Origin of the sequence: Methylobacterium fujisawaense (assembly GCF_014138435.1) — a bacterium.
Classification (GTDB): domain Bacteria; phylum Pseudomonadota; class Alphaproteobacteria; order Rhizobiales; family Beijerinckiaceae; genus Methylobacterium; species Methylobacterium fujisawaense.
The window spans coordinates 428810-454045 of sequence record NZ_JACJIM010000004.1; the positions used below are offsets into that span (position 1 = coordinate 428810).

Here is a 25236-nt window from a genome sequence, read left to right on the forward strand (position 1 = left end):
CCTCTCCATGGCAGCGACGCGCGATTCTGGCAAGGATTTTATACAATCTTGCGCTTGGTGGCGGTCGCCGAGGCGTCGCCCAGGAAGGCCATCAGCGCGGACGCGACGTGGTCGATATGGTCGGTCAGGAGGGCGCAGGCCGCCGAGACGTGGCCGTTGCGGCAGAGCCGGACGATCTCGCGGTGCTCGCGGTCGGCCCGTTCCAGCTCGGCATTGTCCGTCGAGAGCTGCAGGCGCGTGTAGCGGTCGCACTCGGCCAGGAGGGAGCCGACGAGAGCGAGGGCGCGGGGCCGCTCGGCCCGGCTGTAGAGGAGGAGGTGCAGCTCCGTGTTGAGGGCGCCCCAGAGCGCCGTCGCGCCGTCGCGCAACGCCGCGGCGTAATCCTCCAGCAGGGCGTCGGCCCGGGCGTAATCGTCGGCGGTCAGGTTGGGCGCCGACAGGGACAGGAGGCGGGGCTCGAGGGCGCCCCGGAGTTCCAGGGCCTCGGCCGCGTCCGCCGGCGAGAGCGGCGCCACCATGGCGCCGCGATGGGGCAGAATCCGCACGAGGCCCTCGGCCTCGAGCTGGAACAGGGCTTCCCGCACCGGGATCCGGCTGGCCCCGAACTCCGCCGCGAGCCCGTCCTGGCGGAGCTGCGAGCCGGCCGGATAACGCCCGTCGAGGATGCGTCGCCGGATCTCGGTCCCGATCGAACCCGCGATGGTCCGGTTCTTCATCGTCTCGCTCCCGGTCGCCCCCGGGAGCTCCGCAGGACCCTTGACGGCGGAGCTCCGGTGTTGAAATTGTATAAAATCAATCGGGCAACGGGCTCGATCAGGACAAGGGTGCCCGCGATGAAGCTCTCCCGTCGCCAGCTTCTGGCCGGAACCGCAGGCGCGGCCGCCGGCCTCGGCCTCCCGCACCTGGTCCGGGCCCAGCCCGGCGGCGGCAGCGTGCTGCGCTTCATCCCGTCGACGCCCCTGCCGTCCCTCGATCCGATCGTCGCCACGAGCTACGTCATCCGCAACCACGGCTATCTCGTCTACGACACGCTGTTCGCCACCGACGAGAATTTCCGGATCCAGCCGCAGATGGTCCGCGAGTGGCAGACCGCGCCCGACGGCCTGCGCTGGACCTTCCATCTCCGCGACGGTCTCACCTTCCATGACGGCTCCCCCGTCGAGGCCAAGGACTGCATCGCGTCCATCGCGCGCTGGTCCAAGCGCGACGCCTTCGGTCAGACCCTGGCGGGATTCGTGGCGGAATACGGCCAGGAGGACGCCCGGACCTTCACGATCAGCCTGAAGCAGCCCTTCCCCCTGCTCCCGGCGGCGTTGGGCAAGCTGTCCTCCAACGTGCCCTTCATCATGCCGGAGCGCATCGCCCTGCAGGATGCCTCCAAGCCGATCGCCAACGCCATGGGGTCCGGGCCCTGGCGGTTCGAGGCGCGGGAATGGATTCCCGGCCAGAACGCGATCTACACCCGCCACGCCGGCTACCGGCCCCGCGAGGAGGCGCCCTCCTGGGCGGCCGGCGGCAAGGTCGCCAAGGTCGACCGGATCGAGTGGCTGGCCATCACCGAGGCCTCGGCGGCGGTGGGCGCGATGATCCAGGGGGCGGTGGACTGGTACGAGCAGCCGGCGATCGACCTGATCCCCGTCCTGAAGGGCAAGCCCGGGATCGAGATCCGCAACGTGCCGCTCGGGCTGATCCTGCTGATGCGGTTCAACCACACGCAGCCGCCGTTCAACAATCCCGAGATCCGCCGGGCCGTGATGATGGCCATGCAGCAGGACGACTACATGCAGGCGGTGGTCGGCAGCCCCGAATACTACCGGGAGGCCAAGACCTTCTTCACGCCGGGCTCGCCGATGTCGACCGGTGCCGGCGGGGCCGCCGCCATGCAGGGGGACCTCGCCAAGGCCAAGGCGATGCTGGCTAAGGCCGGCTACAAGGGCGAGCGCGTGGTGCTGCTGGCCCCGGCCGACCAGCCGATCGCCTACAACCAGTCGCTCGTGACCCAGGATCTGCTCAAGCAGCTCGGGATGACTGTCGATCTGGTCTCCACCGACTGGGGCAGCTTCATCGCCCGCCGCGGCAACCGCGGGCCGGTCGATGCCGGCGGCTGGTCGCTGTTCCACACGCTCTGGTCGGGGGCCGACGTCCTGAACCCGGCGCTCCACCCGCTGATCCGGGCCAACGGTCAGGCCGCGTGGTTCGGCTGGCCGGACGACCCGACGCTCGAGACCCTGCGCAGCGAGTGGATCGCCACGAGCGACGAGGCGCAGCAGAAGGCGCTGGCCGCCCGCATCGAGGAGCGCGCCTTCGCGGTCGTGCCCTACGCCCCTGCGGGCCTCGTGCAGCAGCCGATGGCCGTGAGTTCGAAGCTCAAGGGCATGGTGATGGCGCCCGTGCAGTTCTTCTGGAACATCGAGAAGACCGCCTGAGCCTGGAGGGTCGGAGCGCCCGCGGCGGTCCTAGCCCGCCTCTTTCTCGGACACACCGGCCTGCGCGAAGGTCGCCATGCCGGTGTGGCAGGCGAGCGCGCCCTTCAGCAGGCCCATCGCCATGCCGGCGCCCGAGGCCTCGCCGAGGCGCATGCCGAGCGCCAACAGCGGCACCAGACCGAGCCGCTCCAGCACCTCGGCGTGGACGCCCTCCGCCGAGACGTGGCCGGCGAGGCAATGGTCGAGGGCGCTCGGGTCGGCGGCGTGGAGCACGGCCGCGGCGGCGGTGGCCACGTAGCCGTCGATCACCACCGGGATGCGCTGGAGCCTGGCGGCCAGGATCGCCCCCGCCATGGCGGCGATCTCCCGGCCGCCGAGGCGCGCCAGGACCTGGAGCGGGTCGTCGAGATGGCCGGCATGGTGGGCGAGCGCCGCCTCCACGGCCGCGACCTTCCGGGACAGGCCGTCCCGGTCGACGCCGGTGCCGCGCCCGACCCAGTGGGCGGGATCGCCGCCGAACAGGGCGGCGTAGAGGGCGGCCGCCACGGTGGTGTTGCCGATGCCCATCTCGCCGATGCCGAGGCAGTCGGTACCGGCGGCCACCGCCTCCATGCCGAACGCCATGGTGGCCACCGTGGCGCGCTCGTCGAGGGCCGGCGCTTCCGTGATGTCGCCGGTGGGCATGTCGAGGGCGAGGTCGAACACCTTGAAGCCGAGGCCGTAGGCCGCGCAGATCTGGTTGATCGCCCCGCCCCCGGCGGCGAAATTGTCGAGCATCTGCCGGTTGACCGCGTCCGGGAAGGCCGAGACGCCGCGGCGCGTGACCCCGTGGCTGCCGGCGAAGACGCAGACCAGCGGCCGGTCGAAGCTCGGGGGCGCCTTACCTTGCCATGCCGCCAGCCACGTCACGAGGCTCTCCAGCCGCCCCAGCGAGCCCGCGGGCTTCGTCAGGGTCGCGTCCCGGGCGGCGACCGCGGCCTTCGCCTCCGCGTCGGGGCCCGGCATCGCCTTCAGCAGGTTGCGGATGTCGTCGAAGGGACCGGGTTCGGGAGCGGTCATCGGGTCGGTCATGGCGGCGATGATTTCCTGTGGGCGCCCCCGGACGGGGAGACTATAATGGACCGGCGCGCGGTGGCGGGCGGATGCGAGAGACCGCGATGAACAGGCAGACCGGCGGGGAGGCCGACTGGCCCGGGCGCGGCGCCCTCTACGACCTCGCCGGGTGCCTGCGCTTCTACTCCCGCCTGCCGGTGCCGCAACTGCCCGGAGAGCCGGACCCGCATCGCAGCCCCGACTTCACCACCCTGCCCCGGATGCTGCCGCTGGCCGGCCTGATCCTGGCCCTGCCCGCGGCCCTGGTCCTGGCCGGCGGCTGGTGGATCGGGCTCGGGCCGTTCCTGGCCGCGACGCTCGCCATCGCCGTACTGGTGGTGGCCACGGGCGCCCTGCACGAGGACGGGCTCGCCGACGTCGCCGACGGGTTCGGCGGCGGCACCACCCGGGAGCGCCGCCTGGAGATCATGCGCGACAGCCGGATCGGCGCCTACGGGGGCGCGGCCCTGGTCCTGGCCCTGGCCCTGCGGATCGGCGCCCTGGCCACGCTCCTCGACCGGACCGGGTACGCCGCCGTCACCGGCCTGATCCTGGCCGCCGCCCTGTCGCGGGTCGCCGCCCTCGCCCCGATGGTGCTGCTGGAGCCGGCCCGGCCCGGCGGGCTCGCCGCCGCGGTGGGCCGCCCGGACCGGGCGAGCCTCGCCACCGCCCTCGGCCTCGGTGCGGTGCTGGCCCTCGGCGCCGTGCCGCTCGGCCTGCCGTTCGGCGGCGTCGTGTCGATGATCCTGTGCGCCGGCCTCGCGGCTTTGGCCCTGACCCGGCTCGCCCGCGCCAGGATCGGGGGGCAGACCGGGGACGTGATCGGCGCCTGCCAGCAGGTCGCGGAGATCGCCGCGCTGCTGGCCCTGGTGGCGGCTTGGGCGGAGTGAGGACGCCAACGCGTCTTGACCCGGCCACGATCCCCCGCCCAAGGTTTCCCGATGCCGCCCGCGCCAAAACCCTCCTCGCCCTGCACCAAGGTCTGCGTGCTCGACGCCCCGACCGGATTGTGCTGCGGCTGCGGGCGGACCCGCGACGAGATCGCCGCCTGGGGGGCGCTGTCGGAGGTGCAGCGCCGCACCGTCATGGCGGGGCTCGAAGCCCGGATGCGGGCCGCCGGCCTCACGCCTCTGGAAGCGCCGCTGCCGTCATGATCTATCTCGGCCTCGCCGCCCTCGCCCTGGTGGCCGTCGCCCTGGTCCTCAGCGACGGCAGCGACAGCGTCGGCGGCGTGATCGGGCCCGATCAGCTCGCCAACCTCGCCTGGACCGGCACGATCCTGCTCCTGGTGGTGGCCGGATTTTGGCGGCAATTCACGGCGCGGCTCGGCGCGAACCTGCAGGCGCTCCTGGCCTGGGGGCTGATCGGCCTCGCCCTCGTGATCGGCTACAGCTACCGCGACCGGATCCAGGATGTCGGCGCCCGGGTGCTCGGCGATCTCCGGCCGGGGAGCGCGACCTCGAGCGGCGACGGGTCCGTCACCGTCACCCGGCGGGCGGACGGCGATTTCCGCGTCGATGCCGAGGTGAACGGCCGGGTGCAGCCCTTCCTGTTCGACACCGGGGCGAGCAGCGTGGTGCTCACCGCCGAGAACGCCGCCGCCCTGGGGCTCACCCCCGCGCCCGCCGATTTCACCGCCCGCGTCTCCACCGCCAACGGCATCACCTACGCGGCGCCGACCCAGCTCGACTCGCTCAGCGTCGGCACGATCACCGAGCGGCGGGTCAACGCCATGGTGGCCAAGCCCGGCGCGCTCTCCGCGAACCTCCTCGGCCAGACCTTCCTGTCGCGGCTGTCCGGCTACGAGGTGCGGGGCGACCGCCTGATCCTGCGGCGTCCCTGACCGGCCCGCCGCTCAGGCCGCGCGGGCTTCTTCGGGCGCCGCGCGGGAGACCAGCGCCACCGCCTCCCGCAGGGTCGCGAGGTCCGCCTCCGGGCGCATGCCGTGGGTCGAGAGATGGCGCCGGTAGGCCCGCGCCCCCGGCCGGCCGTTGAACAGACCGAGCATGTGCCGGGTCACCGCGTGCAGCCGCTCGCCCCGGGCCAGGGCCGCTGCGATATAGGGCTCGAATGTCGCGATCGCCGCGAAAGCGTCGGGGGCCGGTGCCGGCACGCCGAACAGGTCGGGATCGACACCGAGCAGCAGCGCCGGCTCGGTATAGGCGGCGCGGCCGACCATCACGCCGTCGACCTCGGCGAGCCGCGCCCGCGCGGCGTCCAGGTCGCGCAGGCCGCCATTGACCGCGATCGGCAGGCCGGGCAGCCGCTGCTTCAGCCGGGCCGCGCGTCCGTAATCGAGAGGCGGCACGTCCCGGTTCTCCTTGGGCGAGAGCCCCTGGAGCCAAGCCTTGCGCGCATGGACGATCAGCCCGTCGACGCCCGCCGCCACCACGGCGTCGGCCAGGGTGTCGAGCGCGGCCTCGGGATCCTGGTCGTCGACGCCGATCCGGCACTTCACCGTGACCGGCACGGAGACCGCCGCCTTCAGGGCGGCGACGCAGTCGCCCACCAGGGCCGGCTCGCGCATCAGGCAGGCGCCGAAGCGGCCCTCCTGCACCCGGTCCGAGGGGCAGCCGACATTGAGATTGACCTCGTCGTAGCCGAAATCCGCGGCGATCCGCGCGGCCTGCGCCAAGTCCGCCGGATCCGAGCCGCCGAGCTGGACCGCCACCGGGTGCTCGACATCCGCGAAGCCGAGCAGGCGCTCCCGCGGCCCGTGCAGCACTGCGCCGGTGGTCACCATCTCGGTGTAGAGCCGGGCGCGCGCCGAGAGGGACCGGTGGAAGGCCCGGCAATGCCGGTCCGTCCAGTCCATCATCGGGGCGACGGAAAAGCGCCATCCCGCCAGTGCGCCGCGTTCGTCAGCCGCCGTCACGTTCCCAGATCCGTGCTGTGACCCGTATCCCGCCCGCCATGCGTCCCGCCGGAGGCCGCGCGTCCGGGGATCCGGCCGATGGCGCGGGAGGGCGCCGGATACCACGGGAGGCCGCCCGGCGAAACGCCGTGCGGTGCCGGTCAGTCCGTCGCCGGCGTCGCGGCTGGCCTTTGGCTCGGTGAGGCGCGGGCTCGGTCAGGCGCGTGGTCCGGCCGGCCAGTAAATCCCTCGGCGATCGCGCCATGTCGGTGAAAACCGGGCCGCAGCATGGCTCCCATGTGCGGCAGGCATGGAATCATTCCAATGTAAAGAAGATGATGGTCCGGTGCGGTGCCGTGAAGCATTTGATTCTGTCTCGCGCAGGTGCGTATTTTACCAATTTATATTGGGAATTAACAGAAATGACTATCGGGAAAAAGGTCTTCTATATTATAGGCGGGATAATGTTGGCATTCATATCGATCGTGGGTGTGCAGGTCTCCTCCATCGGCGGAGTGATGATGGACGGCCGCAAGGCCGCCATCCGCGCCCAGGTCGAGTCGGCCCACAGCATCGTGGCGACGTTTGCCAAGCAGGCGGAGGCCGGCGCGATGACGGCCGACGAGGCGCGGCGGCGCGCTGCCGACGCGCTGCGGGCGATGCGCTACAACGGTGGCGACTACGTCTTCGTCTATAGCTCGACCCCGGGCGATATCGGCCGCAACGTCGTGCATCCCGATCCCAAGATCGAGGGCACGCGGTCCCGCGACGACGCGGCGATGAAGAAGACCTTCGTCTGGACGATGATCCGGCACGCTCAGGAGGGCGGCGGCTTCACCGAGTACCGTTGGGCCCGCCTCGGTGAGACCGAGCCCGCGCCGAAGGTCGCCTACTCGCTCGCCTACGAGCCCTGGCAATGGGTCATCAACTCAGCCCTGTACGTGGACGACATCCACGCCTTGGACCGGGCACGGATCGTCACCACCCTGCTCTGGCTGGTCCCGCTCGCCATCGGGGTCGGGGTGGTCGGGTTTCTGCTGGCAAGCAGCATCACGCGCCCCCTGAGCGCGTTCACGGCCGCCCTGCGGCGGCTCGCAGGCGGCGAGATGGATGTCGCCATCCCGGGGCGCGGCCGGCGCGACGAGATCGGCCAGATGGCCGAGGCCGCCGGCGTGTTCCGGGACAGCATGATCCAGGCCCAGACTCTATCGGCCGAGCAGCGGGCCGAGCAGGAGCGGCGGCAGGAGCGCGCCCACTGGGTGGAGGCGGTGACCCGCAGCTTCGATGCCGAGGCGAGCCAGTTGCTGGCGCGGGTCGACACCGCGGCGGCCGGGATGCGGGAAGCCTGCCGGGCGATGTCGGAGACTGCCGCGGAGGCGGCGCAGCAGGCCGGCTCGGCGGCCGGGTCTGCGCAGCAGGCGGCGGCCAACGTGCAGACGGTGGCGGCCGCCACCGAGGAGCTGTCCGCCTCGATCGGGGAGATCAGCGGCCAGGTCGCCAAGTCGGCCGAGATCGCCGGTCAGGCGGTGACGGAGGCGGAGCGGACCGACCGGCAGATCCGCGGGCTCGCCGGGGCCGCCGAGAAGATCGGGGAGGTCGTGCGGATCATCTCGGCGATCGCCGAGCAGACGAACCTCCTGGCGCTCAACGCGACCATCGAGGCGGCGCGGGCCGGCGAGTCGGGGCGGGGTTTCGCGGTGGTCGCCGCCGAGGTGAAGGGGCTGGCCGGACAGACCGCGAAGGCCACCGAGGAGATCACCGCGCAGATCGCCGCGATCCAGGGCGAGACCATGGAGGCCGTCAACGCGGTGCACGCCATCGGCGGCACGGTCGACACGATGAACGCCATCGCCAGCGCGATCGCGGCGGCGGTCGAGCAGCAGCGGGTCGCCACGGGGCACATCTCGCAGAACATCGACCAGGCCGCCCAGGGCACCGATTCGGTGAGCCAGAACGTGGTCTCGGCCTCATCGGCCGCGGAGGCGACGCAACGCGTGGCCGGGGAGGTCGGCGCGGCGGCCGGCGACGTCTGCCGCAGCGCCGAGGCCCTGCGGTCCGAGGTCATGCGCTTCCTCGCCGAGATGCGGGCCGCCTGAGTGCGCGGTCGCGTCGGATGGGCACCACCGTGGCGGATGCCCGTCCGACGCGGCGCGTCAGAGCACCGGCATGGCTCCCGCCACCGTGACGAGCGCACCCGACGTGTAGCTGCTCTCCTCCGAGGCCAGCATCACGTAGGCCGAGGCGAGTTCGGCCGGTTGTCCGGGGCGGCCGAACGGCACTTGGCTGCCGAAGGATTTCACCGAATCCTGGCTCATCCCGGAGGGAATGAACGGCGTCCAGATCGGCCCGGGCAGCACGCCGTTCACGCGCACGCCCGTTTCGGCGAGCAGCTGGGCGAGGCTCAGCACCATGTTGCTCAGCGCACCCTTGGTGGCGCTGTAGGCGAGGAGCGACGGCATCGGGTGCTTGGAATTCACCGAGGAGGTGAAGATCACCGAGGCGCCGGGTTTCAGATGGGCGAGGGCCGCCTTGGTCACGTAGAACGCCCCGAACACGTTGGTGCGGAAATGATCCTCGAACACGGCGTCGTCGATTCCGGCGAGGTCCGCGTTCGGCTGCTGGAACGCGCCGTTGTTGACCAGCACGTCGAGGCGCCCGAACGTCTCCACCGTGCGGGCGACGATCTGGCGCCCGTAGGCGGCGTCCTTGAGGTCGCCCGGCAGGAGCAGCGCGCGCCGTCCCGCCTTCTCGATCCACTGGGCGACCGCCTCCGCGTCGGCCTGCTCGTCCGGCAGGTAGGAGATGGCGACGTCCGCACCCTCCCGGGCGAAGGCGATGGCGACCGCGCGGCCGATGCCGGAATCGCCGCCGGTGATCAGCGCCGCCTGGCCGGTCAGCTTGCCCGAGCCCTTGTAGCTCGTCTCGCCATGGTCGGGTTCCGGCTCCATGCGCCCGGTCTTGCCGGGGAAGCTCTGGGGCTGCGCCGCGAAGGGCGGGCGGGGATACTTGTGCAGCGGATTCGTGGTCACGCGTCGTCTCCGGTGGGGGGTGCCGGTCCAACCGCACGGCCTCCCGGGTGTTCCGGCGCCGCGGCGCCGCGCCCCCGTCCGGCACCGTCCGGCCCCGCCCCGCCGGGGCAACACGAGTCCGTCTGCCCGCGATGGGCCGACACAGCTCAGCAACAGGCGTTCGTCAATCTCGCTGTGAGGAGGTCCCGCCATGATCGAGGTTCAGCCGGAGGATCGGGTCGCCCGCATGATCGATCGCGTCCTGCTCTACGCAGCGATGCTCTCGCTTACCTTCGGCTTGGCCACGGGCCTGTGGGGCCTGCTGCAGTGAGCCCGCCCCGGGATGGGGACCCGGGACAGGGATCCAAGGGGCGGATCACGGTCCGGCCCGGCCGCACATCCCTGCGGCGGTCCGGACGCGACTACACCGCCGTGGCGCTGATCGGGGCGGGGCTGACGGTGCTCGTGCTCGCGCTGCTTCTGGTCGGGATCCCGTGAGCGGACGCCGGCAATGCTGCTGAACCGCGCCGTCGTCGCGGCGCTGATCGTCGCGGTCGCGGCCTTCCTGCTGTACCTCGCGGCGCTCGCCCGCGCGGCGCTGTCGCCCAACGAGTCCTACGCGGCCAGCATCGGCCTCACCCTCGACCAGTGCGTGGCCGCCCAGGACGGCCTGTCCGCCGAGGCGGCGCGCCTGTACTGCCGCAGGCCCGTGCCGAAACGCCTGTGACCGGCAGGGCTTCCGGCCTCCCGGAGGCCCCGCGTGAGTTTTCCTGACACGCCGCGTGACGACTTGGCGATTGTTCGCATGGCGCCCGAAACCTAGACTTCGGGGCGCACACCGGATCTGTCGCCGAGCCGGATCGCAGGAAATCGCACGGAAGGCCCAGCACCATGGCGGACGATGCGACGATCCGGTCCGGCCGCTGCCATTGCGGGGCTGTGCGCTTCGAGGCGGCCCTCGATGACGATCTCGCGTCGATCCGCCGGTGCACCTGCTCCTACTGCCGCATGCGCGGCGCCGTCGTCGCGATGGCGCGGCCGGGCGGGGTGAGGATCCTGCAGGGTGCGGAGGCGCTGACGACTTACCGGTTCCATACCGGGGCGGCGCAGCATTTCTTCTGTTCCCGCTGCGGCGTCTACACACATCATCAGCGGCGGTCGGACCCGAACGTCCACGCGGTCAACGTGGCCTGCCTGGACGGGGTCAGCCCCTTCGACTTTCCGGAGGTCCCGGTGATGGACGGCGTCAATCACACGAACGACACCGGCCAGCCCACGCGGCGCGCCGGCACGCTGCGCTTCGTCCCGGCGGAGTGACGGCGGCGGGCCGTCCGCGTTCCGGCGCCGGCGCAGGATTCCTGACCGGTCCTGCCTGACCGCCCCGGTCCCCGAGCGCCGCTCCGGGCCGGGCCGGGCTCAAACGCTAGTGATCGTGGCCGCAGCCGCAGCCCGGACCATGCACGTGGCCGTGATCGTGGGCATGATCATGGCCGTGCTTCTGGTGCCCGTGCTCGTGATCATGGCTGTGATCGTGGCTGTGGCCATGGTCGTGCGCGTGATCGTGATCATGCCCGTGACCGTGATCGTGATGATCATGGTCGTGATGAGCGTGGGCATGATGATCGTGCCCGTGATCGTGCCCGCAGGTGCTGTGATCGTGGGCGGCGTGCTCGGGCCGGAAGGCGCGGGAGACCGGGGTCGCGACGCAGCCCTGCCCGCGGACCAGCTCGGCCGCGGCGGGTGTCGCCGGCACGTAGAGCACGTCCGCGCCGATCTCGGCATCCACGTGGCTGCCGCCGAGCTGCCAGGCCAGGCGCAGCAGGCGGGCCGGATTCTCGGCGCGCACCTCCAGGAGATCCTCGGCGGCCGCCCGCACGGCGACGAGCCGGCCGTCGTCGAGGCGCAGGGCGTCGCCGTCCTCGAGCGCCGCCGCCTTGGTGAGCGCGACGTCGAAGCCGAGACCGCCCTCGGCGACCAGGGGTCCCGTGACGGCATCCCGGGCCGCGCGGTCGAGGGTCACCGTGTCGGCGACGCGGTCGGCGCGCACCGCGGCCCGGCGGACGATCGTGGTGGCTGTCGGCATGGGACCCTCGGACATGGTGCCGGACTGATGCCGGACGTGGTGCCGGATAGGGGGCTACGGCATCCCGGCCGGAGCACCGCCTCGGAACCGTGGCATAGGGCGAGACGGGAACCCGACGCAACTCGTCTCGCGGCCGATGGAACCTTAGCCGTATGGCCGGCATTCCTTTCCTGCTAAGCTCGACGCGATCCGCAACGATCACGGCCACCGGCCGGACCGGATTCACAAGGGAGTTCTGGGGACCATGAAGAAGCTGACGGCAGCCGCCCTCGCCACCATCGCCGCCCTCTCGCTCGCCGGCTGCAACACCCCGGAAGACCGGGCTCTGGGCGGTGCGGGCCTCGGCGCCCTGACCGGTGCGGCGATCGGTGCGGCGGCCACCGGCCGCGCGGGCGGTGCCCTGGCGGGTGCCGCGATCGGCGGCGCCGGCGGTGCCATCGTGGGCGCCTCGACCGCGCCGCGCTGCCCCTACGGCACCTATCGCGACGCCTACGGCAACGTCTACTGCCGCTAAGCGAGACTGAGCTGGGCGGGCCGGGCGCGTCCCGGCCCTTCCTCGCGGCGTGCGGAGGGTCTATCCCGTCGCTCGGCCGGGCCTGTCCCGGTGCCGGAACCCCGCCGCCCCGATGACAGAGCCGAGCCGAGGATCAGCGCCGAGACCGGGCCGCCCATGAGCCAGGCGACCAAGTCCCAGGGCGTCTGGGGGAAGCTCGGCGGTGCCGGCATCGGCCTCGCGATCGGCGGTCCGCTCGGGGCCCTGATCGGAGGGGTCGCGGGCCACTTCCTGCTGGACCGGGTCGGCGCACCCTTCGGGCGGACGCCGCGCGACGTCGTGTTCACCACCGGACTCGTGGCGCTCGCCGCCAAGATGGCGAAATCCGACGGCGTCGTGCTGCCGTCTGAGGTCGAGGCCTTCGGCCGGGTGATTCAGGTGGAGCCGTCCGCGCGGGCGGGCGTGGAGCGCCTGTTCGATCTCGCCAAGAAGACCACGAGCGGCTTCGAGGCCTACGCGCACCAGCTTGCGACCACCTTCGGCGACGAGCCGGCGCTGCTGGAGGACGTGCTCGACGGCCTGTTCCAGATCGCCGGCGCCGACGGGGCCCTCCACGAGGCCGAGGAGCGCTACCTGCGCGCGGTCTCGGGAATCTTCGGCTTCGATGAGGTGGCGTTCCGGCGCATCGCCGCCCGGCACGTGCGGCTCCCGGACGATCCCTACGGCGTCCTCGGGCTCGACCGGGAGGCGGACGATGCCGCCGTGAAGGCGCGCCACCGCGCGCTGGTCGCCGAGCACCACCCGGATCGGGCGCTCGCCCGCGGCCTGCCGACGGAGGCGGTGGCCATCGCCACGCGGCGCCTCGCCGCGATCAACGCGGCCTACGACCGGATCGCGCAGGAGCGCGGGCTGCGGTGAGCCTCATCCCCGATACGCCCCTCGCCCGCCGCGTCGCGCCCTCGCCGAACCACGGAGCCCGGCGCGCGGGGCCGCTCGACATGCTGGTCCTGCATTACACCGGCATGGACAGCGGGGCCGCCGCGCTGGCGCGGCTGCGCGACCCGCTGAGCGAGGTCTCGGCCCACTATCTCGTGTTCGAGGATGGCGGCATCGTCCAGATGGTGCCGGAGGCTCGCCGGGCCTGGCATGCCGGCGCCGGGGCCTGGAAGGGCGAGACCGATATCAATACCCGCTCCATCGGGATCGAGATCGTCCATCCGGGCCATGCCGGCGGCCTGCCGTCCTACCCGGACGCGCAGATCGAAGCGGTGATCGCCCTGGCCCGGGACATCATCGGCCGCTGGCCGATCCCGCCGGAGCGGGTGCTCGGCCATTCCGACATCGCACCCGAACGCAAGGAGGATCCGGGCGAGACCTTCCCCTGGAGCCGGCTCGCGGCGGCGGGGGTGGGCCATTACGTGCCCCCGGCCCGCCTCCAGGACGGCCGGTTCTTCGCGCGGGGCGATGCCGGCCAGCCCGTCGAGGCGCTTCAGGCAATGATCGCACTCTACGGCTACGACCAGCCGGTGACGGGCCTGTTCGACGCGCGCACCCAGGCGGTGATCACCGCGTTCCAGCGTCATTTCCGTCCGGCACGGGTGGATGGCGTCGCCGACGCCTCCACCATCACCACCCTGCGCGACCTGATCGCGGCCCTGCCGGCGGCCTGAGGACCGCCGGTCCCGCCTCAGGCGCGGTGGGCCCGGGCCTCGTGCGGAGGGACGGGATCCGCGTCCGCTTGATCCGGCGCGTCGGTCCGGGTCCGCCAGAGGCTGTAGGCGACGCCGGCCGCCAGCAGCGTCAGGGTGACCACCAGCGAGACCCACGGCGGAACCGTCACGAGCCCGAACGTGTCGGCCACCACGATCTTGGCGCCGATGAAGATCAGGATGAAGGCGAGCGCGGTCTTGAGATAGGCGAACCGGTCGACCATCGCGGCCAGGGCGAAATAGAGGGCGCGCAGGCCCAGGATCGCGAAGATGTTGGAGGTGTAGACCACGAACGTGTCGGTGGTGATCGCGAAGATCGCAGGCACGCTGTCGACCGCGAAGATCACGTCGGCGCCGTTCACCAGCACCAGGGCGAGGGCAAGCGGCGTGAAGTACAGGGCGACCCTACCGGTCTTCGGATCGGTCTTGCGGACCGTGAAACGCTGGCCGTGCAGCTCCGGCGTCACCCGGAAGGTGGACTTGAACCAGCGCACGACGGCGCTGTTCTGGAAGTCGCCCTCCTCCTCGTCGCCCGAGACGAGGATCTTCAGGCCGGCATAGATCAGGAAGGCGGCGAACAGGGACAGAACCCAGTGCACCTCGTGCACCAGCGCGGCGCCCAGTCCGATCATCAGACCGCGCAGCAGCACCGCCGCCAGGATACCCCAGAGGAGGACCCGGTGCTGGGCAGCCCGGGGGACGCCGAGCGCCGTGAGGATCATGGCGATGACGAAGACGTTGTCCATCGACAGCGACTTCTCGACCACGAGTCCGGTGACGTATTCCTCGCCGGACTGGGGACCCAGATACCACCAGATCCAGCCGCCGAAGGCGAGGCCCAGCGCAAGGTAGAAGCCGGTGAGAGCCAAGCTCTCCCGGACGCCGATCTCGTGCTCCTTGTCGCGGTGGAGGAGTCCGAGGTCGAAGGCGAGCAGGCCGGCGATCAGGAGGTGGAACCCGAGCCACATCCACAATGGCTTGCCGAGCCATTCGATGGTGAGGACGTCCATCATGCGCGGGACCTGATGCTGATTCCGGAAGGAAAGCATCGGCTCCGACATCACGGGCGCTGGGAAGCGCCCGCCAGAGGGGCCCGCAGCCGATAGGGGCGAGGTAAGCGGTGATCGGGGCGAATCAAGGGCAGGGCTGGGGATGCGGGCCTGCATCCCCGGATGGTTCCATCGGGAATGTGCCGGTGGGCGGCGCCTGGATCGGATGTGCGGCCCGGCCGGGCCGGCTCAGTCGGCACGGCCGCTCTCGCGGCGCGTTCGGGACGGCGTGCACCCGTACTGGAGGGGTTGAGCGGACAAGCCGCGCAGATCGGCGAGGTCGTGACCCTGATCCAGGGGATCGCCGGACAGACCAATCTGCTGGCGCTCAACGCCCCCATCGAAAGGCCGCGCGTGCGGTGTGTTGACGGGGTGGACGAGGGATCCGTTTGCCGGGCGGCACGGTCCGGATCTGCGAGAGCGTCGTCGATCGCAGCGCCACGTGCCCCGAGACGGTCTTCGCTCCGCGCCGGCCAAGCACACCGGCCAAGCACGCCGGCCAAGCACGCCGGCCAGCCGAGCGACGCCGCAGCCGAGGTTCCGAACCCTCAGCCCGGGTCGCCGGTAGCCGGTTCCCCGCCCATCCGCGGCGATGCGCATTCGCGCAGGGGCCGCTCCTCCATCAGCGCCAGGAACGTGAAGGCGCCCAGCAGGCCGAGGCAGGCGGCCAGGAAGACGAAACGGAAGGTCAGGGCGAGCTGCGCCGGGTCCGCGCCGCGGATCAGGCTCTCCACGTCGTGGCCTCCTGTCCCGCTCCCTGCCCCGCCCGCGACGCCGCCGAGCACGATCGTGCCGAAAGCCGCCACGATCAGTGCCCCGCCGAGCGACCGGAAGAAGTTCATCGCGGCGGTGGCGATCCCGAGCTGGTGCGGTTCCACCGCGTTCTGGATGGCGATGGTGGAGAGGGGCAGGATCGTCCCGATGCCCATGGAGAGCAGCGCGAACAGCACCTCCATGAGCCAGAAGGGCAGCGCCCGGCCTTCCCAGGCGATGGTGGCGCAGCAGGCGAGGCTGAGGCTCATCATCGCGAGGGGCACGCGCTTGTAGTGCCGGAAATGCAGCATCGATCGGCCCGACAGCGTCGCGCCCGTGACGGTGCCGATCATCAGCGGCACCAGCGCCACGCCGGACTCGCTCGCCGAGAGCCCGATCACCCCTTCGAGGAAGATCGGCACATAGATGGTGAGGCCGATGAAGGTGCCCATGGCGAAGCAGGCGGCCAGCGTCGCGCTGTAGACCACCCGGTCCTTGAGCACCTCCGTGGGGATCAGCGGCTCTGACGCCGTGCCGAGCCGCGCCGCGAAACCGCCGGCCAGTACGGCCGCCCCGGCGAGGAGGGCGAGGATCGTGGGCGAGCCCCAGGGATAGCGCACGCCGCCCCAGCTCAGGGCCAGCAGGAGGGTGACAGAGCCCGCGACCATCAGGGCGGCCCCGGGCCAGTCCAGCCGGTGCTGGCGGTCGTGGCGCGGCAGGCGCTTCAGGTTGGCGTTGGTCAGCGCGAAGGCGAGGATGCCGATCGGCAGGTTGATCCAGAAGATCAGCGACCAGTGCAGGTGCTGGGCGAAGAGGCCCCCGAGCAGCGGCCCCGCCACCGAGGCGGCCACGAACACGCCCGCGATCACCACCTGATAGCGGGCGCGCTCCTTGGGCGACATGATGTCGGCCAGGATGGTCTGGGAAAGCGCGATCAGCCCGCCACCGCCGATCCCCTGGAGGCCCCGGGCCAGCGCCAGCGTCACCATCGTGGGGGCGAGCGCGCAGGCCAGCGACCCGAGCCCGAAGGTCGCGATGGCGATCAGCAGCATGATCCGCCGGCCGTGGATGTCGCTGAGCTTGCCATAGAGCGGGGTCACCGCCGTGGAGGCCAGCAGGTAGGCGGTGACGATCCAGGGGAGGTTGGCGGCGTCCCCGAGGTCGAGCCCGATGGTCGGCATGGCGGTCGCCACGATGGTCTGGTCGAGGGCCGCGAGCAGCATCGCGGTCATCAGGCCGTAGACGATCGCGCGAATCTCGCTCTGGCTGAGGCGATCTTGAGGGGCGCCGGTCTGCGCCTGTGTCTGCGCCGGGGTTCCGGTGACGGCAGCGGGGCTGGCCACGTGTCTGAGCCTCTGATCCGAGCCGTGCCGGCCGACCATCCGGTGCGAATGGGGACAGGGCGGCGAAAGGGGATGGCGGACGGCCCGCGGCCGCGGCTCGGGCCGCCGCTGTCCGCGAGGCCCGAGACCAAGAAGAGCTTCCGCTCGGCCGTATCGATCCTTAGCGCAGCGCCGGAGGGCAGCCCATGCCGTCCGGCACCGATCCTGTCTTCGCCCTTGACAGGACTGGCGGCCTGTCGCTCTCCCGGCGGATGCCGGATGACAGGGATGCAATCGCCATCGTGGGCGGCGGGCCGGCCGGGCTCGCCGCCGCCGAGGTGCTGGGAGGCGCTGGCCGCGCGGTCGCGGTCTACGAGCGCATGCCCTCGGTCGCCCGCAAGCTGCTGATCGCCGGGCGCGGCGGCCTCAACATCACCCACAGCGAGGCGCGGGCGGACTTCCTCGCCCGCTACCATCCGCACGGCTGTCTCGATGCCGCCATCGCGGCCTTCCCGCCCGACGCGCTGCGGGCGTGGTGCGCGGAACTCGGCGAGCCGACCTTCGTCGGGTCGAGCGGGCGCGTCTTCCCGCGCAGCTTCAAGGCCTCTCCCCTGCTCCGGGCATGGCTGGCGCGGCTCGACCGCCTCGGGGTCCGGATCCACACCCGCCACCGGCTCACGGCCCTGGGCGGGACGCTGCATTTCGACACCCCGGACGGGCCGCGCGCGATCCGGCCCCGCGCCACCCTGCTGGCGCTCGGCGGGGCGAGCTGGCCGCGCCTCGGCTCGGACGGGCGCTGGGTGCCCCTCCTCGAAGGGCTCGGGGTGGCGGTGGCGCCCCTGCGTCCGGCCAATGCCGGCTTCGCGGTGGCGTGGTCCGACCTGTTCCGGGAGCGGTTCTCCGGAGCGCCGCTGAAGCGGGTGGCGCTCGCCTGCGAAGGCACCGTGGTGCGGGGCGAGGCCGTGATCACGCAGACCGGCATCGAGGGCGGAGCGATCTACGCCCTCTCGCGCGCCTTACGCGAAGCGATCGCGGCCGGGGGCCGCGCGCGGCTCGTCGTGGATCTCCGCCCCGACCTCACCCGGGAGGCCCTCGCCCGCCGTCTGTCCGGCGCCCGGCCGGGCGACTCGGCCGCGACCCGGCTGCGCAAAGCCGCGGGCCTCGCGCCCGTGGCGGCGGGATTGCTGCGCGAGGCGGCCGGCGCCGCCCTCCCGGCGGATCCCGGGGCGCTGGCCGGGTTGATCAAGGCCGCGCCCATCACCCTCACCGCCTCCGCGCCGATCGAGCGGGCGATCTCGACGGCGGGCGGCGTCCGGCTCGACGCCCTCGACGAACGGTCGATGCTGCGGGCCCATCCCGGCCTGTTCCTGGCCGGGGAGATGCTCGACTGGGAGGCGCCGACCGGCGGCTACCTGCTCCAGGGCGCCCTCGCGGGCGGAAGGGCGGCCGCCGCCGGGATGCTCGACTGGCTGCGCGAGACCGGCGGCTGACGCGCCCGCCTCACGGCCGCGTGCAGAACCCGACGATGCCGGACGCGTCCGCGGGGCAGCTGGCGCCCTCCCCGTCATAGACCGCCACGCCACCTTTGAGGCAATGGGCCGTGACCAGCATCTCGCCGGTCCCGCAGGTGATCGTGCAGCCCCCCGGGCAATCGGATTTGCGCACGGGTCGCAAGCTGGCGGCTGTGGCCTCGCCCTTCGGGCCCGGGCCGCCCTGCGGTCCGACCGGACCCCGCGGGCCCGGAGGACCCTGCAGGCCCGCGGCCCCGGCATCGCCCTTCGGGCCCGGTGCGCCCTGCGGGCCGACCGCGCCCTGGGGGCCGGTCTCCCCTTTCGGACCGGTCTCGCCCTGAGGACCCGTATCGCCCTTGAGACCCTGCTCGCCCTTGGCTCCTTGGTCTCCCTTGGCCCCCTGATCGCCCTTGAGACCGGCCTCGCCCTTGGCCCCCGTCTCCCCGGGCGGTCCTGCGACACCCTGAGGGCCGGGCGGTCCGGGCGGACCCTCCGGCGCGCAGTTCGCCACAACCGCCTCCCGCTCGTCCGGCTCCGCCTTCAGCGTCACCACGCAGGTCGAAGGCCGGTAGGGCAGCCGGAAGGTGAACCGTCCGCGCCGGTCGGCCTGGATCGAGATGTCGTCGTCCAGCACCACGATCGCCCCGGGCTTGCGCACCGAGCCCGAGATCCGGAGGTCGCCGGCCTCGATGCGCGCGTCGTAGACCATGATCGGCTGGCTCGGGGTCTGCGCGTGCCGGACCCGCGGGCGGGCCGGGCGCGATCGCCCTGCGGCGGCCGCGGCCGGATCCGGACCTGCGCCACCCGGCGGATCCGCCTGCTGGCCGAGCGCCGCCCCCGACAGGGCGAGCAGGATCGTCAGAGTGAGGGCTGAGCGCATGCGCGGTCCGGTTCGGCCGCGTCACGCACGCGGCGGCCCGACATTGGTCTCGCCCTGCGAGGGAGGTCAACCGGGGCGGCGGAACCGGCGGTGGCGGTCGATTCCACAGGCGTCCACAGCCATCCACAGGCCAAGCCGCTGCTTCCGTGCGCGATTCCGGGACGCCGTGGAAACCGTTTGTGTGCGTTCCTGTTATGTTCCTATCGTCCGGCATGACCGGAGCCGACGGAGATGGGGCTGGACCCTGCGGACGAGACCGAGGGGGCGATCGCGCGGGGCGATCCCCGGGCCCGGCTTGCGGCCCTGCGGATGCGCCTCGCGCCGCCGGCCGGCGAGCGGGACCTGCCGCCGGTCCTGCCGCTGGGCGTACCGGAGCTCGACGGGCATCTGCCGGGCGGCGGCCTCGTCCTCGGGCCGCCCCACGAGATCGCGCCGGCCGAGCCCGTGGACGGGGTCGCGGCCCTCGGATTCGCCCTGGCGCTCTGCGCCCGCCACCTCGCTGGCCGGCCTGGTCCGGCGCTGATCGCCGCCGCGCCGGGGCAGCCCCTGCCCTACGGCCATGGCCTCGCGGGACTCGGCCTCGATCCCGCCCGGCTGCTGCTGCTGGAGGCCGGCAGCGATGCGGAGGTGTTCCGCGCGCTGGAGGCGGCCCTGCACGCCCGGGCGCTCACGGCCCTCGTCGGCCTCGTCCGGGACGGCCTGCCGCTGAAGCCGGGCCGGCGCCTGCAACTCGCCGCGGAAGGGTCTGCTCCGCCGCTGCTGCTGATCCTGCGGCCGGCGCCTGCCGGCCTGCCCAACGGGGCCGCCACCCGCTGGCGGATCGCCGCGGCGCCCGCGGCGCGGGACCGGTTCGGCACCCTCGACAGGCCGCGCTGGCGGGCGCGGCTCGAACGCTGTCGCAACGGGCGGGGCGGCGACTGGCTTCTGGAGTGGGACCATGCCGCGCATCGTCTGCATCTGCCTGAGCCACTGGCCGGTGACGCGGCTGCGGCGGGCCGGTCTCGCGCCTGAGCGCGGCCCCCTCGCGGTGGCCGCCGAGGGCCCCGGCGGCCTGCGGCTCGTGGCCCTCGACCCGGAGGCCCGCGCCCTGGGCCTCCAACCCGGCGAGCCCCTGGGCCGGGTCCGGGCGCGGATCGGTGTGCCGCTCCAGGTCTATCCCGCCGACCCGACCGCCGACCGGGACGCTCTGCTGCGGCTCTGCCGCTGGGCGGGCGGCTACGCGCCCCTCGTGGCGCCGTTCGGGCCGGCCGAGGCGGGGGACGGGCTCTACATCGACGTCGCCGGGGCCAGTCACCTGCGCGGCGGCGAGGCGAGTCTCGTCGACGATCTGGCAGACCGTCTCGCGCGGGGACATATCCCCGCCCGGATCGCCCTTGCCGACACACCCGGGGCCGCCTTCGCGCTGGCCAGCCACGGCGGGGTCGACCGGATCGTCGTGCCGCCGGGCGGGGCGGCCGAGGCTCTGCGGGGTCTGCCCGTGGAGGCCCTGCGGCTGGATCCCGGCACGGTCTCGGGGCTGAAGCGGCTCGGCCTGCGCCGGATGGGCGAACTCGATGCCCTCCCCCGGGGGCCCCTCGCCCGTCGCTTCGGCGAGGCGTTGCTGTTGCGCCTCGATCAGGCCCTGGCACGCCGTCCCGAGCCGCTGGCGCCCCTGTCGGAGGCCGCCGAATACGCCGCCGCCCGCGGCTTCCTCGACCCGATCGGGCGGCAGTCGGACATCGTCCGGACCGCCCGCGACCTGATGGCCGAGATCGCCCCCCGTCTGGAGCGGGACGGGCTCGGTGCCTGTGCCCTGCGCCTCGCCCTGCACCGGGTCGACGGGGTGGTGCGGGCCCTCGATCTCGGTCTGTCGCGCCCCGAGCGTCACCCCGAGCGGGTCGCGGCCCTGGTTTCCCTGCGCCTCGACCGGTTGGGCTCCGCCCTCGAGGCCGGGTTCGGCTTCGAGACCGTGGCGCTCGCCGTGACGGTGACCGGCGCCATGCCGGCCCGCCAGACCGATCTCGGGGCGGACGCCTCCGGCGATGGGGTCGCCGTCCTGGCCGATGCCCTGGCGCAGCGCCTCGGGCGGGGGTTGCTGCGCCTGGAGCCACGGGCGAGTCACCTGCCGGAACGGGCTGATCGGAGCGGTCCCTGGGTTGCCGGAGAGGGGCACGGATCGTCAGCGGACAAGGACATCGGCCGGACGCGCGCGCATCGCCCTCTCCCCTCTGCGGAGGAGGATGCCCCCCGAAGGGGGACGAGTCGGCACGAAGTCCCGCACGGGGGGGGCGAGGGTGCAGGGTCCGGCCGTGGCCATCATGAAGCGCGCGATCCTTCCGGAAGCGGCTTTTCCTTCTCCCGGCCCCTTCTGAAGCAGGAGCCAACCTCCCCCGCAGAGGGGGGCGTGAGGGCGCGGGCCTTTCCCATCTCCGTCCCCTGCTCCATCCCCTGGCCCGATCACCTCCCGCCCCGCCCCCTGGTGCTGTTCCCCCGGGGCGAAGCCGCGTGCGACGTGCTCTCCGCCGTCCCGGAGGGGCCGCCCCGGCGCTTCCGCTGGCGCGCGCAGGTTCACCGCGTCGCCCATGCCGAGGGGCCGGAGCGGATTTCCGCCGAATGGTGGTGCGCGCCCGGCGCGGAGCGCGACTATTACCGCATCGAATGCGAGGCCGGTCACCGGCTCTGGCTCTACCGCGACGGGCCGCACGCCCCCGGGCAGCCGGCCGCGTGGTACGTCCACGGGCTGTTCGCGTGAGCCGCCCCGAGATCCCTTTCGCCGAACTCGCCGTCACCACGAACTTCTCGTTCCTCCACGGCGCCGCGCACCCGCAGGACTACGTCGTGCAGGCGGCGGCCTACGGCCTCTCGGCGATCGGCATCGCCGACCGCAACACCGTGGCCGGCGTGGTCCGGGCGCATGCGGCGGCGCGGGCGCTCGAAGCGGAGGGCACGAAGATCCGGATCCTGCCCGGCGTGCGCCTCGTCACCGAGGAGGGGTTCGAGGCCGTCACCTACCCGATGGACCGGGCGGCCTGGGGGCGCCTCTGCCGGCTGCTCACCCTGGGCAACCGGCGCGTCCGCAAGGGGGAATGCCGCTTCGCCTTCGCCGAGATGCTGGAGGCCGCGGAGGGGCAGATGTTCATCGCCATGCCGCCGGCCCGGCGCCTGCCGGAGGGCTTCCGGTCGCGTCTGGAGGCGCTCGCCGCCGCGGCCCCGGGCCGGACCTTCCTCGGGGCGAGCCATACGCGCCGGGGCGACGAGCGGCGCCGCCTCGGTCTGCTCGCCGAGCTGGGCGCGGCCGCCCGCGCGCCGATGGTCGCGGTCTCGGACGCGCTCTACCACCATCCCGAGCGGCGCCCGCTCCAGGACGTGGTGACGTGCATCCGCGCGGGCTGCCGGATCGGCGAGGCGGGCTACCGGCTGGAGGCCAATGCCGAGCGCCACCTGAAGCCCCCCGCCGAGATGGCGCGGCTGTTCGCCGACCACCCGGAGGCGGTGGCCCGCACCGTCGAGATCGCCGAGGCCTGCGGCTTCTGCCTGTCCCAGCTGCGCTACGAATATCCCGACGAGCCGGTGCCCCCCGGGCGCACGCCGCAGGAATACCTGGAGGAGAAGACCTTCGAGCGGGCGCACTGGCGCTACGGCGGCGATATTCCCTCCGCCGTCGCGGCGACGCTCCGCGAGGAGCTGCGGCTCATCGCCAAGATGGACTATGCCCGTTACTTCCTGACCCTGTTCGACGTGGTCGAGTTCGCCCGCGGCAAGGGGATCCTCTGCCAGGGCCGCGGCTCGGCGGCCAATTCCGCCGTGTGCTTCTGCCTCGGCATCACCGCGGTGGACCCGTCCAAGCACCGGCTGCTCTTCGCCCGCTTCATCTCGGAGAACCGGGGCGAGCCCCCCGACATCGACGTCGATTTCGAGCACGAGCGCCGCGAGGAGGTGATCCAGCACCTCTACGCCCGCTACGGCCGGGAGCGGGCCGCCCTCTGCGCCACGGTGATCCACTACCGTCCGCGCATGGCGATCCGCGAGGTCGGCAAGGTCCTCGGGCTCACCGAGGACGTGACCTCGGCGATCGCCGACACGGTCTGGGGCTCCTGGGGCACCGGGATGCCGGACCAGCATGTGCGCGAGGCCGGCCTCGATCCGGGGAACCCGGCGATCCGGCAGGCGCTGGACCTCGCCCATCAGCTGATCGGCTTCCCCCGCCACCTGTCCCAGCATGTCGGCGGCTTCGTGCTGACCCGCGGGCGCCTCGACGAGACCGTGCCGGTGGGCAACGGCGCCATGGCGGACCGCACCTTCATCGAGTGGGACAAGGACGACATCGACGCGATCGGCCTGATGAAGGTCGACGTTCTGGCGCTCGGCATGCTGACCTGCCTCAAGCGCGGCCTCGCGTTTCTGGAGAAGGACCACAATACCTTCTACGAGACGCTGGCCGACCTGCCGCAGGAGGATCCCGCCACCTACGCGATGCTGGCGAAGGCCGATTCCGTCGGCGTGTTCCAGGTCGAGAGCCGGGCGCAGATGTCGATGCTGCCGCGCCTGAAGCCCAAGGAATTCTACGACCTCGTCGTGCAGGTGGCGATCGTGCGCCCCGGTCCCATCCAGGGCGACATGGTCCATCCCTACCTGCGGCGCCGCTCCGGGATCGACCCGGTGGAGTACCCCGCCCCGCACCCGGACCACGGGCCGGCGGACGAACTGAAGGAGGTCCTGCAGAAGACCTACGGGGTGCCGCTGTTCCAGGAGCATGCCATGCAGATCGCCATCACGGCGGCGGGCTTCACCCCGGCCGAGGCCGACGGCCTGCGCCGGGCGATGGCGACCTTCCGCCATGTCGGCTCGATCGGCGGCTTCGCGGACAAGTTCGTCGGCGGCATGACCCGGCGGGGCTACCCGCAGGACTTCGCCGAGCGCTGCTTCGCGCAGATCCGCGGCTTCTCCACCTACGGATTCCCGGAGAGCCACGCGGCGAGCTTCGCGCTCCTCGTCTACGCCTCGGCCTGGATGAAGTGCCGGCACCCCGACGTCTTCCTGGCCGCGATCCTCAACGCCCAGCCCATGGGCTTCTACCAGCCGGCCCAGCTGGTGCGCGACGCCCGCGCCCACGGGGTCGAGGTGCGGGGCGTCTGCGTCAACGCCAGCGACTGGGACTGCACCCTGGAGCCGGCCGGAAATCCCGCGCTGCACGCCGTGCGGATCGGCCTGCGGGTGGTGCGCGGCCTGCCCGAGGCCGCCATGCGCCGGCTCGTGCGGCTGCGGGCCAACGGCTATGCCAGCATCGAGGGCCTGCAGGCCGCCCTCGCCCTGCCCCGCAACACCCTGGAGCGGCTGGCCGAGGCGGACGCGTTCCGCTCGCTGGGCCTCGACCGGCGCGCCGCCCTCTGGATGGTCCGCACCCTGGAGGGGACCTCGGCGCGCAAGGCCGCCAAGGCCGACCCGAGCGCGCGCCGGGCCCATCTCCTCGACGCGCCCCTGCCGCTCTTCGCCTGGCACGCCGATGACGGACTGTTCCGGCACGAGCCGGCCGTGGACCTGCCGTCCCTGGCCCCGTCCGAGGCGGTGGCCGAGGATTACGCCGCCACCGGCCTGTCGCTGCAGGGGCACCCGGTCGCCTTCTTCCGGGGGCGGCTCGCCCGGATCGGCGCGATCCCGGCCCGGGCGCATCTCGATCCCGCCTTGCCCCAGGGGGCGCGGGTCACGGTGGCGGGCCTCGTGCTGATCCGCCAGCGGCCCGGCACCGCCAAGGGCGTGGTGTTCCTGACCTTGGAGGACGAGACCGGTATCGCCAACGTGATCGTCTGGAAGACGGTGTTCGAGGCCAACCGCCGGATCGCCATGCAGGCCCGGTTCCTCGCCGTGCGCGGCCGGATCCAGCGGGCGGACGGGGTGGTCCATCTCGTGGCCGAGGGGTTTCGCGATCTCACCGCGTCCCTGCGCGATCTGCGCGAGGCCGGGATGAAGCTGCCCCCCGAGAACACGGATTTCGGCGTGCCCCCGGATCGGCGCGTGTATCGCAGCCGGGATTTCCACTGAGGAACGCCCCTCGACAGGCCCCGCGCCGCGCGTAGAGT

23 protein-coding genes and 1 pseudogene are annotated in these 25236 nt (G+C 72.7%); 16 read left to right on the forward strand and 8 right to left on the reverse strand.

The features are described 5' to 3' along the window. Positions 1 to 38 precede the first annotated feature (38 nt). Positions 39 to 716, reverse strand: coding sequence for a GntR family transcriptional regulator (locus GGQ91_RS14655; protein WP_182592264.1), 678 nt, complete (start codon positions 714 to 716; stop codon positions 39 to 41). A 117-nt stretch (positions 717 to 833) separates the two neighbouring features. Here GGQ91_RS14655 and GGQ91_RS14660 point away from each other — a divergent pair, with 117 nt between their 5' ends. Then, a complete protein-coding gene (locus GGQ91_RS14660) occupies positions 834 to 2426 on the forward strand; it encodes an ABC transporter substrate-binding protein (protein ID WP_182592265.1) in 1593 nt (530 codons plus the stop codon). Between the two features lie 30 nt (positions 2427 to 2456). On the opposite strand, the gene cobT is transcribed toward GGQ91_RS14660, so the two are convergent. Further along, positions 2457 to 3497 (reverse strand): nicotinate-nucleotide--dimethylbenzimidazole phosphoribosyltransferase, encoded by a 1041-nt coding sequence (gene cobT, locus GGQ91_RS14665; protein ID WP_182592266.1) that lies wholly within the window; start codon positions 3495 to 3497, stop codon positions 2457 to 2459. A gap of 86 nt (positions 3498 to 3583) precedes the next feature. Here cobT and cobS point away from each other — a divergent pair, with 86 nt between their 5' ends. Genes cobS through GGQ91_RS14680 form a run of 3 tightly spaced genes read left to right on the forward strand, consistent with a single transcriptional unit; the run spans position 3584 to position 5361 of the window. Next, positions 3584 to 4408: an adenosylcobinamide-GDP ribazoletransferase gene (gene cobS, locus GGQ91_RS14670; protein ID WP_043355872.1), complete on the forward strand. Its 825-nt coding sequence runs from the start codon at positions 3584 to 3586 to the stop codon at positions 4406 to 4408. A gap of 51 nt (positions 4409 to 4459) precedes the next feature. Beyond that, entirely contained in the window at positions 4460 to 4672 is a 213-nt protein-coding gene (locus GGQ91_RS14675) for a DUF1289 domain-containing protein (protein ID WP_075380162.1), read from the forward strand. Then, entirely contained in the window at positions 4669 to 5361 is a 693-nt protein-coding gene (locus GGQ91_RS14680) for a retropepsin-like aspartic protease family protein (protein WP_182592267.1), read from the forward strand. The genes GGQ91_RS14675 and GGQ91_RS14680 overlap by 4 nt, the downstream gene beginning before the upstream one ends. 12 nt (positions 5362 to 5373) lie before the next feature. Here GGQ91_RS14680 and dusA read toward each other — a convergent pair whose 3' ends face one another. Then, the gene (gene dusA, locus GGQ91_RS14685) at positions 5374 to 6393 is read right to left on the reverse strand and encodes a tRNA dihydrouridine(20/20a) synthase DusA (protein ID WP_078946967.1); all 1020 of its coding nucleotides are present in this window, start codon (positions 6391 to 6393) and stop codon (positions 5374 to 5376) included. A gap of 443 nt (positions 6394 to 6836) precedes the next feature. Here dusA and GGQ91_RS14690 point away from each other — a divergent pair, with 443 nt between their 5' ends. Then, a complete protein-coding gene (locus tag GGQ91_RS14690; protein ID WP_210281283.1) occupies positions 6837 to 8468 on the forward strand; it encodes a methyl-accepting chemotaxis protein in 1632 nt (543 codons plus the stop codon). A gap of 57 nt (positions 8469 to 8525) precedes the next feature. Here GGQ91_RS14690 and GGQ91_RS14695 read toward each other — a convergent pair whose 3' ends face one another. Continuing rightward, positions 8526 to 9401 (reverse strand): SDR family oxidoreductase, encoded by an 876-nt coding sequence (locus tag GGQ91_RS14695; RefSeq protein ID WP_043757189.1) that lies wholly within the window; start codon positions 9399 to 9401, stop codon positions 8526 to 8528. A 306-nt stretch (positions 9402 to 9707) separates the two neighbouring features. Here GGQ91_RS14695 and GGQ91_RS14700 point away from each other — a divergent pair, with 306 nt between their 5' ends. The 3 genes from GGQ91_RS14700 (at position 9708) to GGQ91_RS14710 (ending at position 10697) form a co-directional block, all read left to right on the forward strand. Further along, positions 9708 to 9878 carry a hypothetical protein gene (locus GGQ91_RS14700; RefSeq protein WP_158498450.1) on the forward strand — a complete coding sequence of 57 codons (171 nt, stop codon included), beginning with the start codon at positions 9708 to 9710 and terminating at the stop codon, positions 9876 to 9878. A gap of 13 nt (positions 9879 to 9891) precedes the next feature. Then, positions 9892 to 10107 (forward strand): hypothetical protein, encoded by a 216-nt coding sequence (locus GGQ91_RS14705; RefSeq protein WP_043757194.1) that lies wholly within the window; start codon positions 9892 to 9894, stop codon positions 10105 to 10107. A gap of 164 nt (positions 10108 to 10271) precedes the next feature. After that, positions 10272 to 10697, forward strand: a complete 426-nt coding sequence (locus GGQ91_RS14710) for a GFA family protein (protein WP_043381962.1) — start codon at positions 10272 to 10274, stop codon at positions 10695 to 10697. A gap of 106 nt (positions 10698 to 10803) precedes the next feature. On the opposite strand, the gene GGQ91_RS14715 is transcribed toward GGQ91_RS14710, so the two are convergent. After that, positions 10804 to 11463 carry an urease accessory protein UreE gene (locus GGQ91_RS14715; RefSeq protein ID WP_182592269.1) on the reverse strand — a complete coding sequence of 220 codons (660 nt, stop codon included), beginning with the start codon at positions 11461 to 11463 and terminating at the stop codon, positions 10804 to 10806. 244 nt (positions 11464 to 11707) lie between these two features. Between GGQ91_RS14715 and GGQ91_RS14720 the strand changes: the two genes are divergently transcribed. The 3 genes from GGQ91_RS14720 (at position 11708) to GGQ91_RS14730 (ending at position 13626) form a co-directional block, all read left to right on the forward strand. Next, positions 11708 to 11977, forward strand: coding sequence for a hypothetical protein (locus tag GGQ91_RS14720; protein WP_043347377.1), 270 nt, complete (start codon positions 11708 to 11710; stop codon positions 11975 to 11977). Between the two features lie 156 nt (positions 11978 to 12133). After that, a complete protein-coding gene (locus GGQ91_RS14725; protein WP_043347379.1) occupies positions 12134 to 12874 on the forward strand; it encodes a TerB family tellurite resistance protein in 741 nt (246 codons plus the stop codon). Then, a complete protein-coding gene (locus GGQ91_RS14730; protein WP_182592270.1) occupies positions 12871 to 13626 on the forward strand; it encodes an N-acetylmuramoyl-L-alanine amidase in 756 nt (251 codons plus the stop codon). The genes GGQ91_RS14725 and GGQ91_RS14730 overlap by 4 nt, the downstream gene beginning before the upstream one ends. A gap of 17 nt (positions 13627 to 13643) precedes the next feature. On the opposite strand, the gene GGQ91_RS14735 is transcribed toward GGQ91_RS14730, so the two are convergent. Next, positions 13644 to 14678 (reverse strand): TerC family protein, encoded by a 1035-nt coding sequence (locus GGQ91_RS14735; protein WP_182592271.1) that lies wholly within the window; start codon positions 14676 to 14678, stop codon positions 13644 to 13646. Between the two features lie 276 nt (positions 14679 to 14954). On the opposite strand from GGQ91_RS14735, the pseudogene GGQ91_RS28405 reads away from it, so the two are divergent. Beyond that, positions 14955 to 15068 (forward strand): annotated as a pseudogene (locus GGQ91_RS28405) (methyl-accepting chemotaxis protein); the annotation flags it as partial. Between the two features lie 194 nt (positions 15069 to 15262). Here the strand turns inward: GGQ91_RS28405 and GGQ91_RS14740 are convergent. Then, positions 15263 to 16810, reverse strand: a complete 1548-nt coding sequence (locus tag GGQ91_RS14740; RefSeq protein WP_182592272.1) for an MFS transporter — start codon at positions 16808 to 16810, stop codon at positions 15263 to 15265. Positions 16811 to 17061: 251 nt separating this feature from the next. On the opposite strand from GGQ91_RS14740, the gene GGQ91_RS14745 reads away from it, so the two are divergent. Beyond that, positions 17062 to 18279 (forward strand): TIGR03862 family flavoprotein, encoded by a 1218-nt coding sequence (locus tag GGQ91_RS14745; RefSeq protein WP_182592346.1) that lies wholly within the window; start codon positions 17062 to 17064, stop codon positions 18277 to 18279. A gap of 10 nt (positions 18280 to 18289) precedes the next feature. On the opposite strand, the gene GGQ91_RS14750 is transcribed toward GGQ91_RS14745, so the two are convergent. Further along, on the reverse strand, positions 18290 to 19180 hold the full coding sequence (locus GGQ91_RS14750; RefSeq protein WP_043357140.1) for a collagen-like domain-containing protein: 891 nt from the start codon (positions 19178 to 19180) through the stop codon (positions 18290 to 18292). A gap of 231 nt (positions 19181 to 19411) precedes the next feature. Here GGQ91_RS14750 and GGQ91_RS14755 point away from each other — a divergent pair, with 231 nt between their 5' ends. From GGQ91_RS14755 to GGQ91_RS14765, 3 genes are read left to right on the forward strand one after another with little or no spacing between them, the layout of a single operon-like run. Beyond that, complete coding sequence (locus GGQ91_RS14755) at positions 19412 to 20191, forward strand: ImuA family protein (RefSeq protein ID WP_053608487.1); 780 nt, start codon at positions 19412 to 19414, stop codon at positions 20189 to 20191. Then, positions 20118 to 21911: a Y-family DNA polymerase gene (locus GGQ91_RS14760; RefSeq protein WP_210281285.1), complete on the forward strand. Its 1794-nt coding sequence runs from the start codon at positions 20118 to 20120 to the stop codon at positions 21909 to 21911. Before GGQ91_RS14755 ends, GGQ91_RS14760 begins: the two co-directional genes overlap by 74 nt. Beyond that, positions 21908 to 25198, forward strand: a complete 3291-nt coding sequence (locus GGQ91_RS14765; RefSeq protein ID WP_182592273.1) for an error-prone DNA polymerase — start codon at positions 21908 to 21910, stop codon at positions 25196 to 25198. The genes GGQ91_RS14760 and GGQ91_RS14765 overlap by 4 nt, the downstream gene beginning before the upstream one ends. Positions 25199 to 25236 lie beyond the last annotated feature (38 nt).

Excerpts from the sequence above, each read along its gene's own strand:
- GGQ91_RS14655 (WP_182592264.1), bottom strand. The coding sequence starts at position 716 with ATGAAGAACCGGACCATCGCGGGTTCGATCGGGACCGAGATCCGGCGA.
- GGQ91_RS14660 (WP_182592265.1), top strand. The coding sequence starts at position 834 with ATGAAGCTCTCCCGTCGCCAGCTTCTGGCCGGAACCGCAGGCGCGGCC.
- cobT (WP_182592266.1), bottom strand. The coding sequence starts at position 3,497 with ATGACCGACCCGATGACCGCTCCCGAACCCGGTCCCTTCGACGACATC.
- cobS (WP_043355872.1), top strand. The coding sequence starts at position 3,584 with ATGAACAGGCAGACCGGCGGGGAGGCCGACTGGCCCGGGCGCGGCGCC.
- GGQ91_RS14675 (WP_075380162.1), top strand. The coding sequence starts at position 4,460 with ATGCCGCCCGCGCCAAAACCCTCCTCGCCCTGCACCAAGGTCTGCGTG.
- GGQ91_RS14680 (WP_182592267.1), top strand. The coding sequence starts at position 4,669 with ATGATCTATCTCGGCCTCGCCGCCCTCGCCCTGGTGGCCGTCGCCCTG.
- GGQ91_RS14690 (WP_210281283.1), top strand. The coding sequence starts at position 6,837 with ATGTTGGCATTCATATCGATCGTGGGTGTGCAGGTCTCCTCCATCGGC.
- GGQ91_RS14705 (WP_043757194.1), top strand. The coding sequence starts at position 9,892 with ATGCTGCTGAACCGCGCCGTCGTCGCGGCGCTGATCGTCGCGGTCGCG.
- GGQ91_RS14710 (WP_043381962.1), top strand. The coding sequence starts at position 10,272 with ATGGCGGACGATGCGACGATCCGGTCCGGCCGCTGCCATTGCGGGGCT.
- GGQ91_RS14715 (WP_182592269.1), bottom strand. The coding sequence starts at position 11,463 with ATGCCGACAGCCACCACGATCGTCCGCCGGGCCGCGGTGCGCGCCGAC.
- GGQ91_RS14720 (WP_043347377.1), top strand. The coding sequence starts at position 11,708 with ATGAAGAAGCTGACGGCAGCCGCCCTCGCCACCATCGCCGCCCTCTCG.
- GGQ91_RS14725 (WP_043347379.1), top strand. The coding sequence starts at position 12,134 with ATGAGCCAGGCGACCAAGTCCCAGGGCGTCTGGGGGAAGCTCGGCGGT.
- GGQ91_RS14735 (WP_182592271.1), bottom strand. The coding sequence starts at position 14,678 with ATGATGGACGTCCTCACCATCGAATGGCTCGGCAAGCCATTGTGGATG.
- GGQ91_RS14745 (WP_182592346.1), top strand. The coding sequence starts at position 17,062 with ATGCCGGATGACAGGGATGCAATCGCCATCGTGGGCGGCGGGCCGGCC.
- GGQ91_RS14750 (WP_043357140.1), bottom strand. The coding sequence starts at position 19,180 with ATGCGCTCAGCCCTCACTCTGACGATCCTGCTCGCCCTGTCGGGGGCG.
- GGQ91_RS14755 (WP_053608487.1), top strand. The coding sequence starts at position 19,412 with ATGGGGCTGGACCCTGCGGACGAGACCGAGGGGGCGATCGCGCGGGGC.
- GGQ91_RS14760 (WP_210281285.1), top strand. The coding sequence starts at position 20,118 with ATGCCGCGCATCGTCTGCATCTGCCTGAGCCACTGGCCGGTGACGCGG.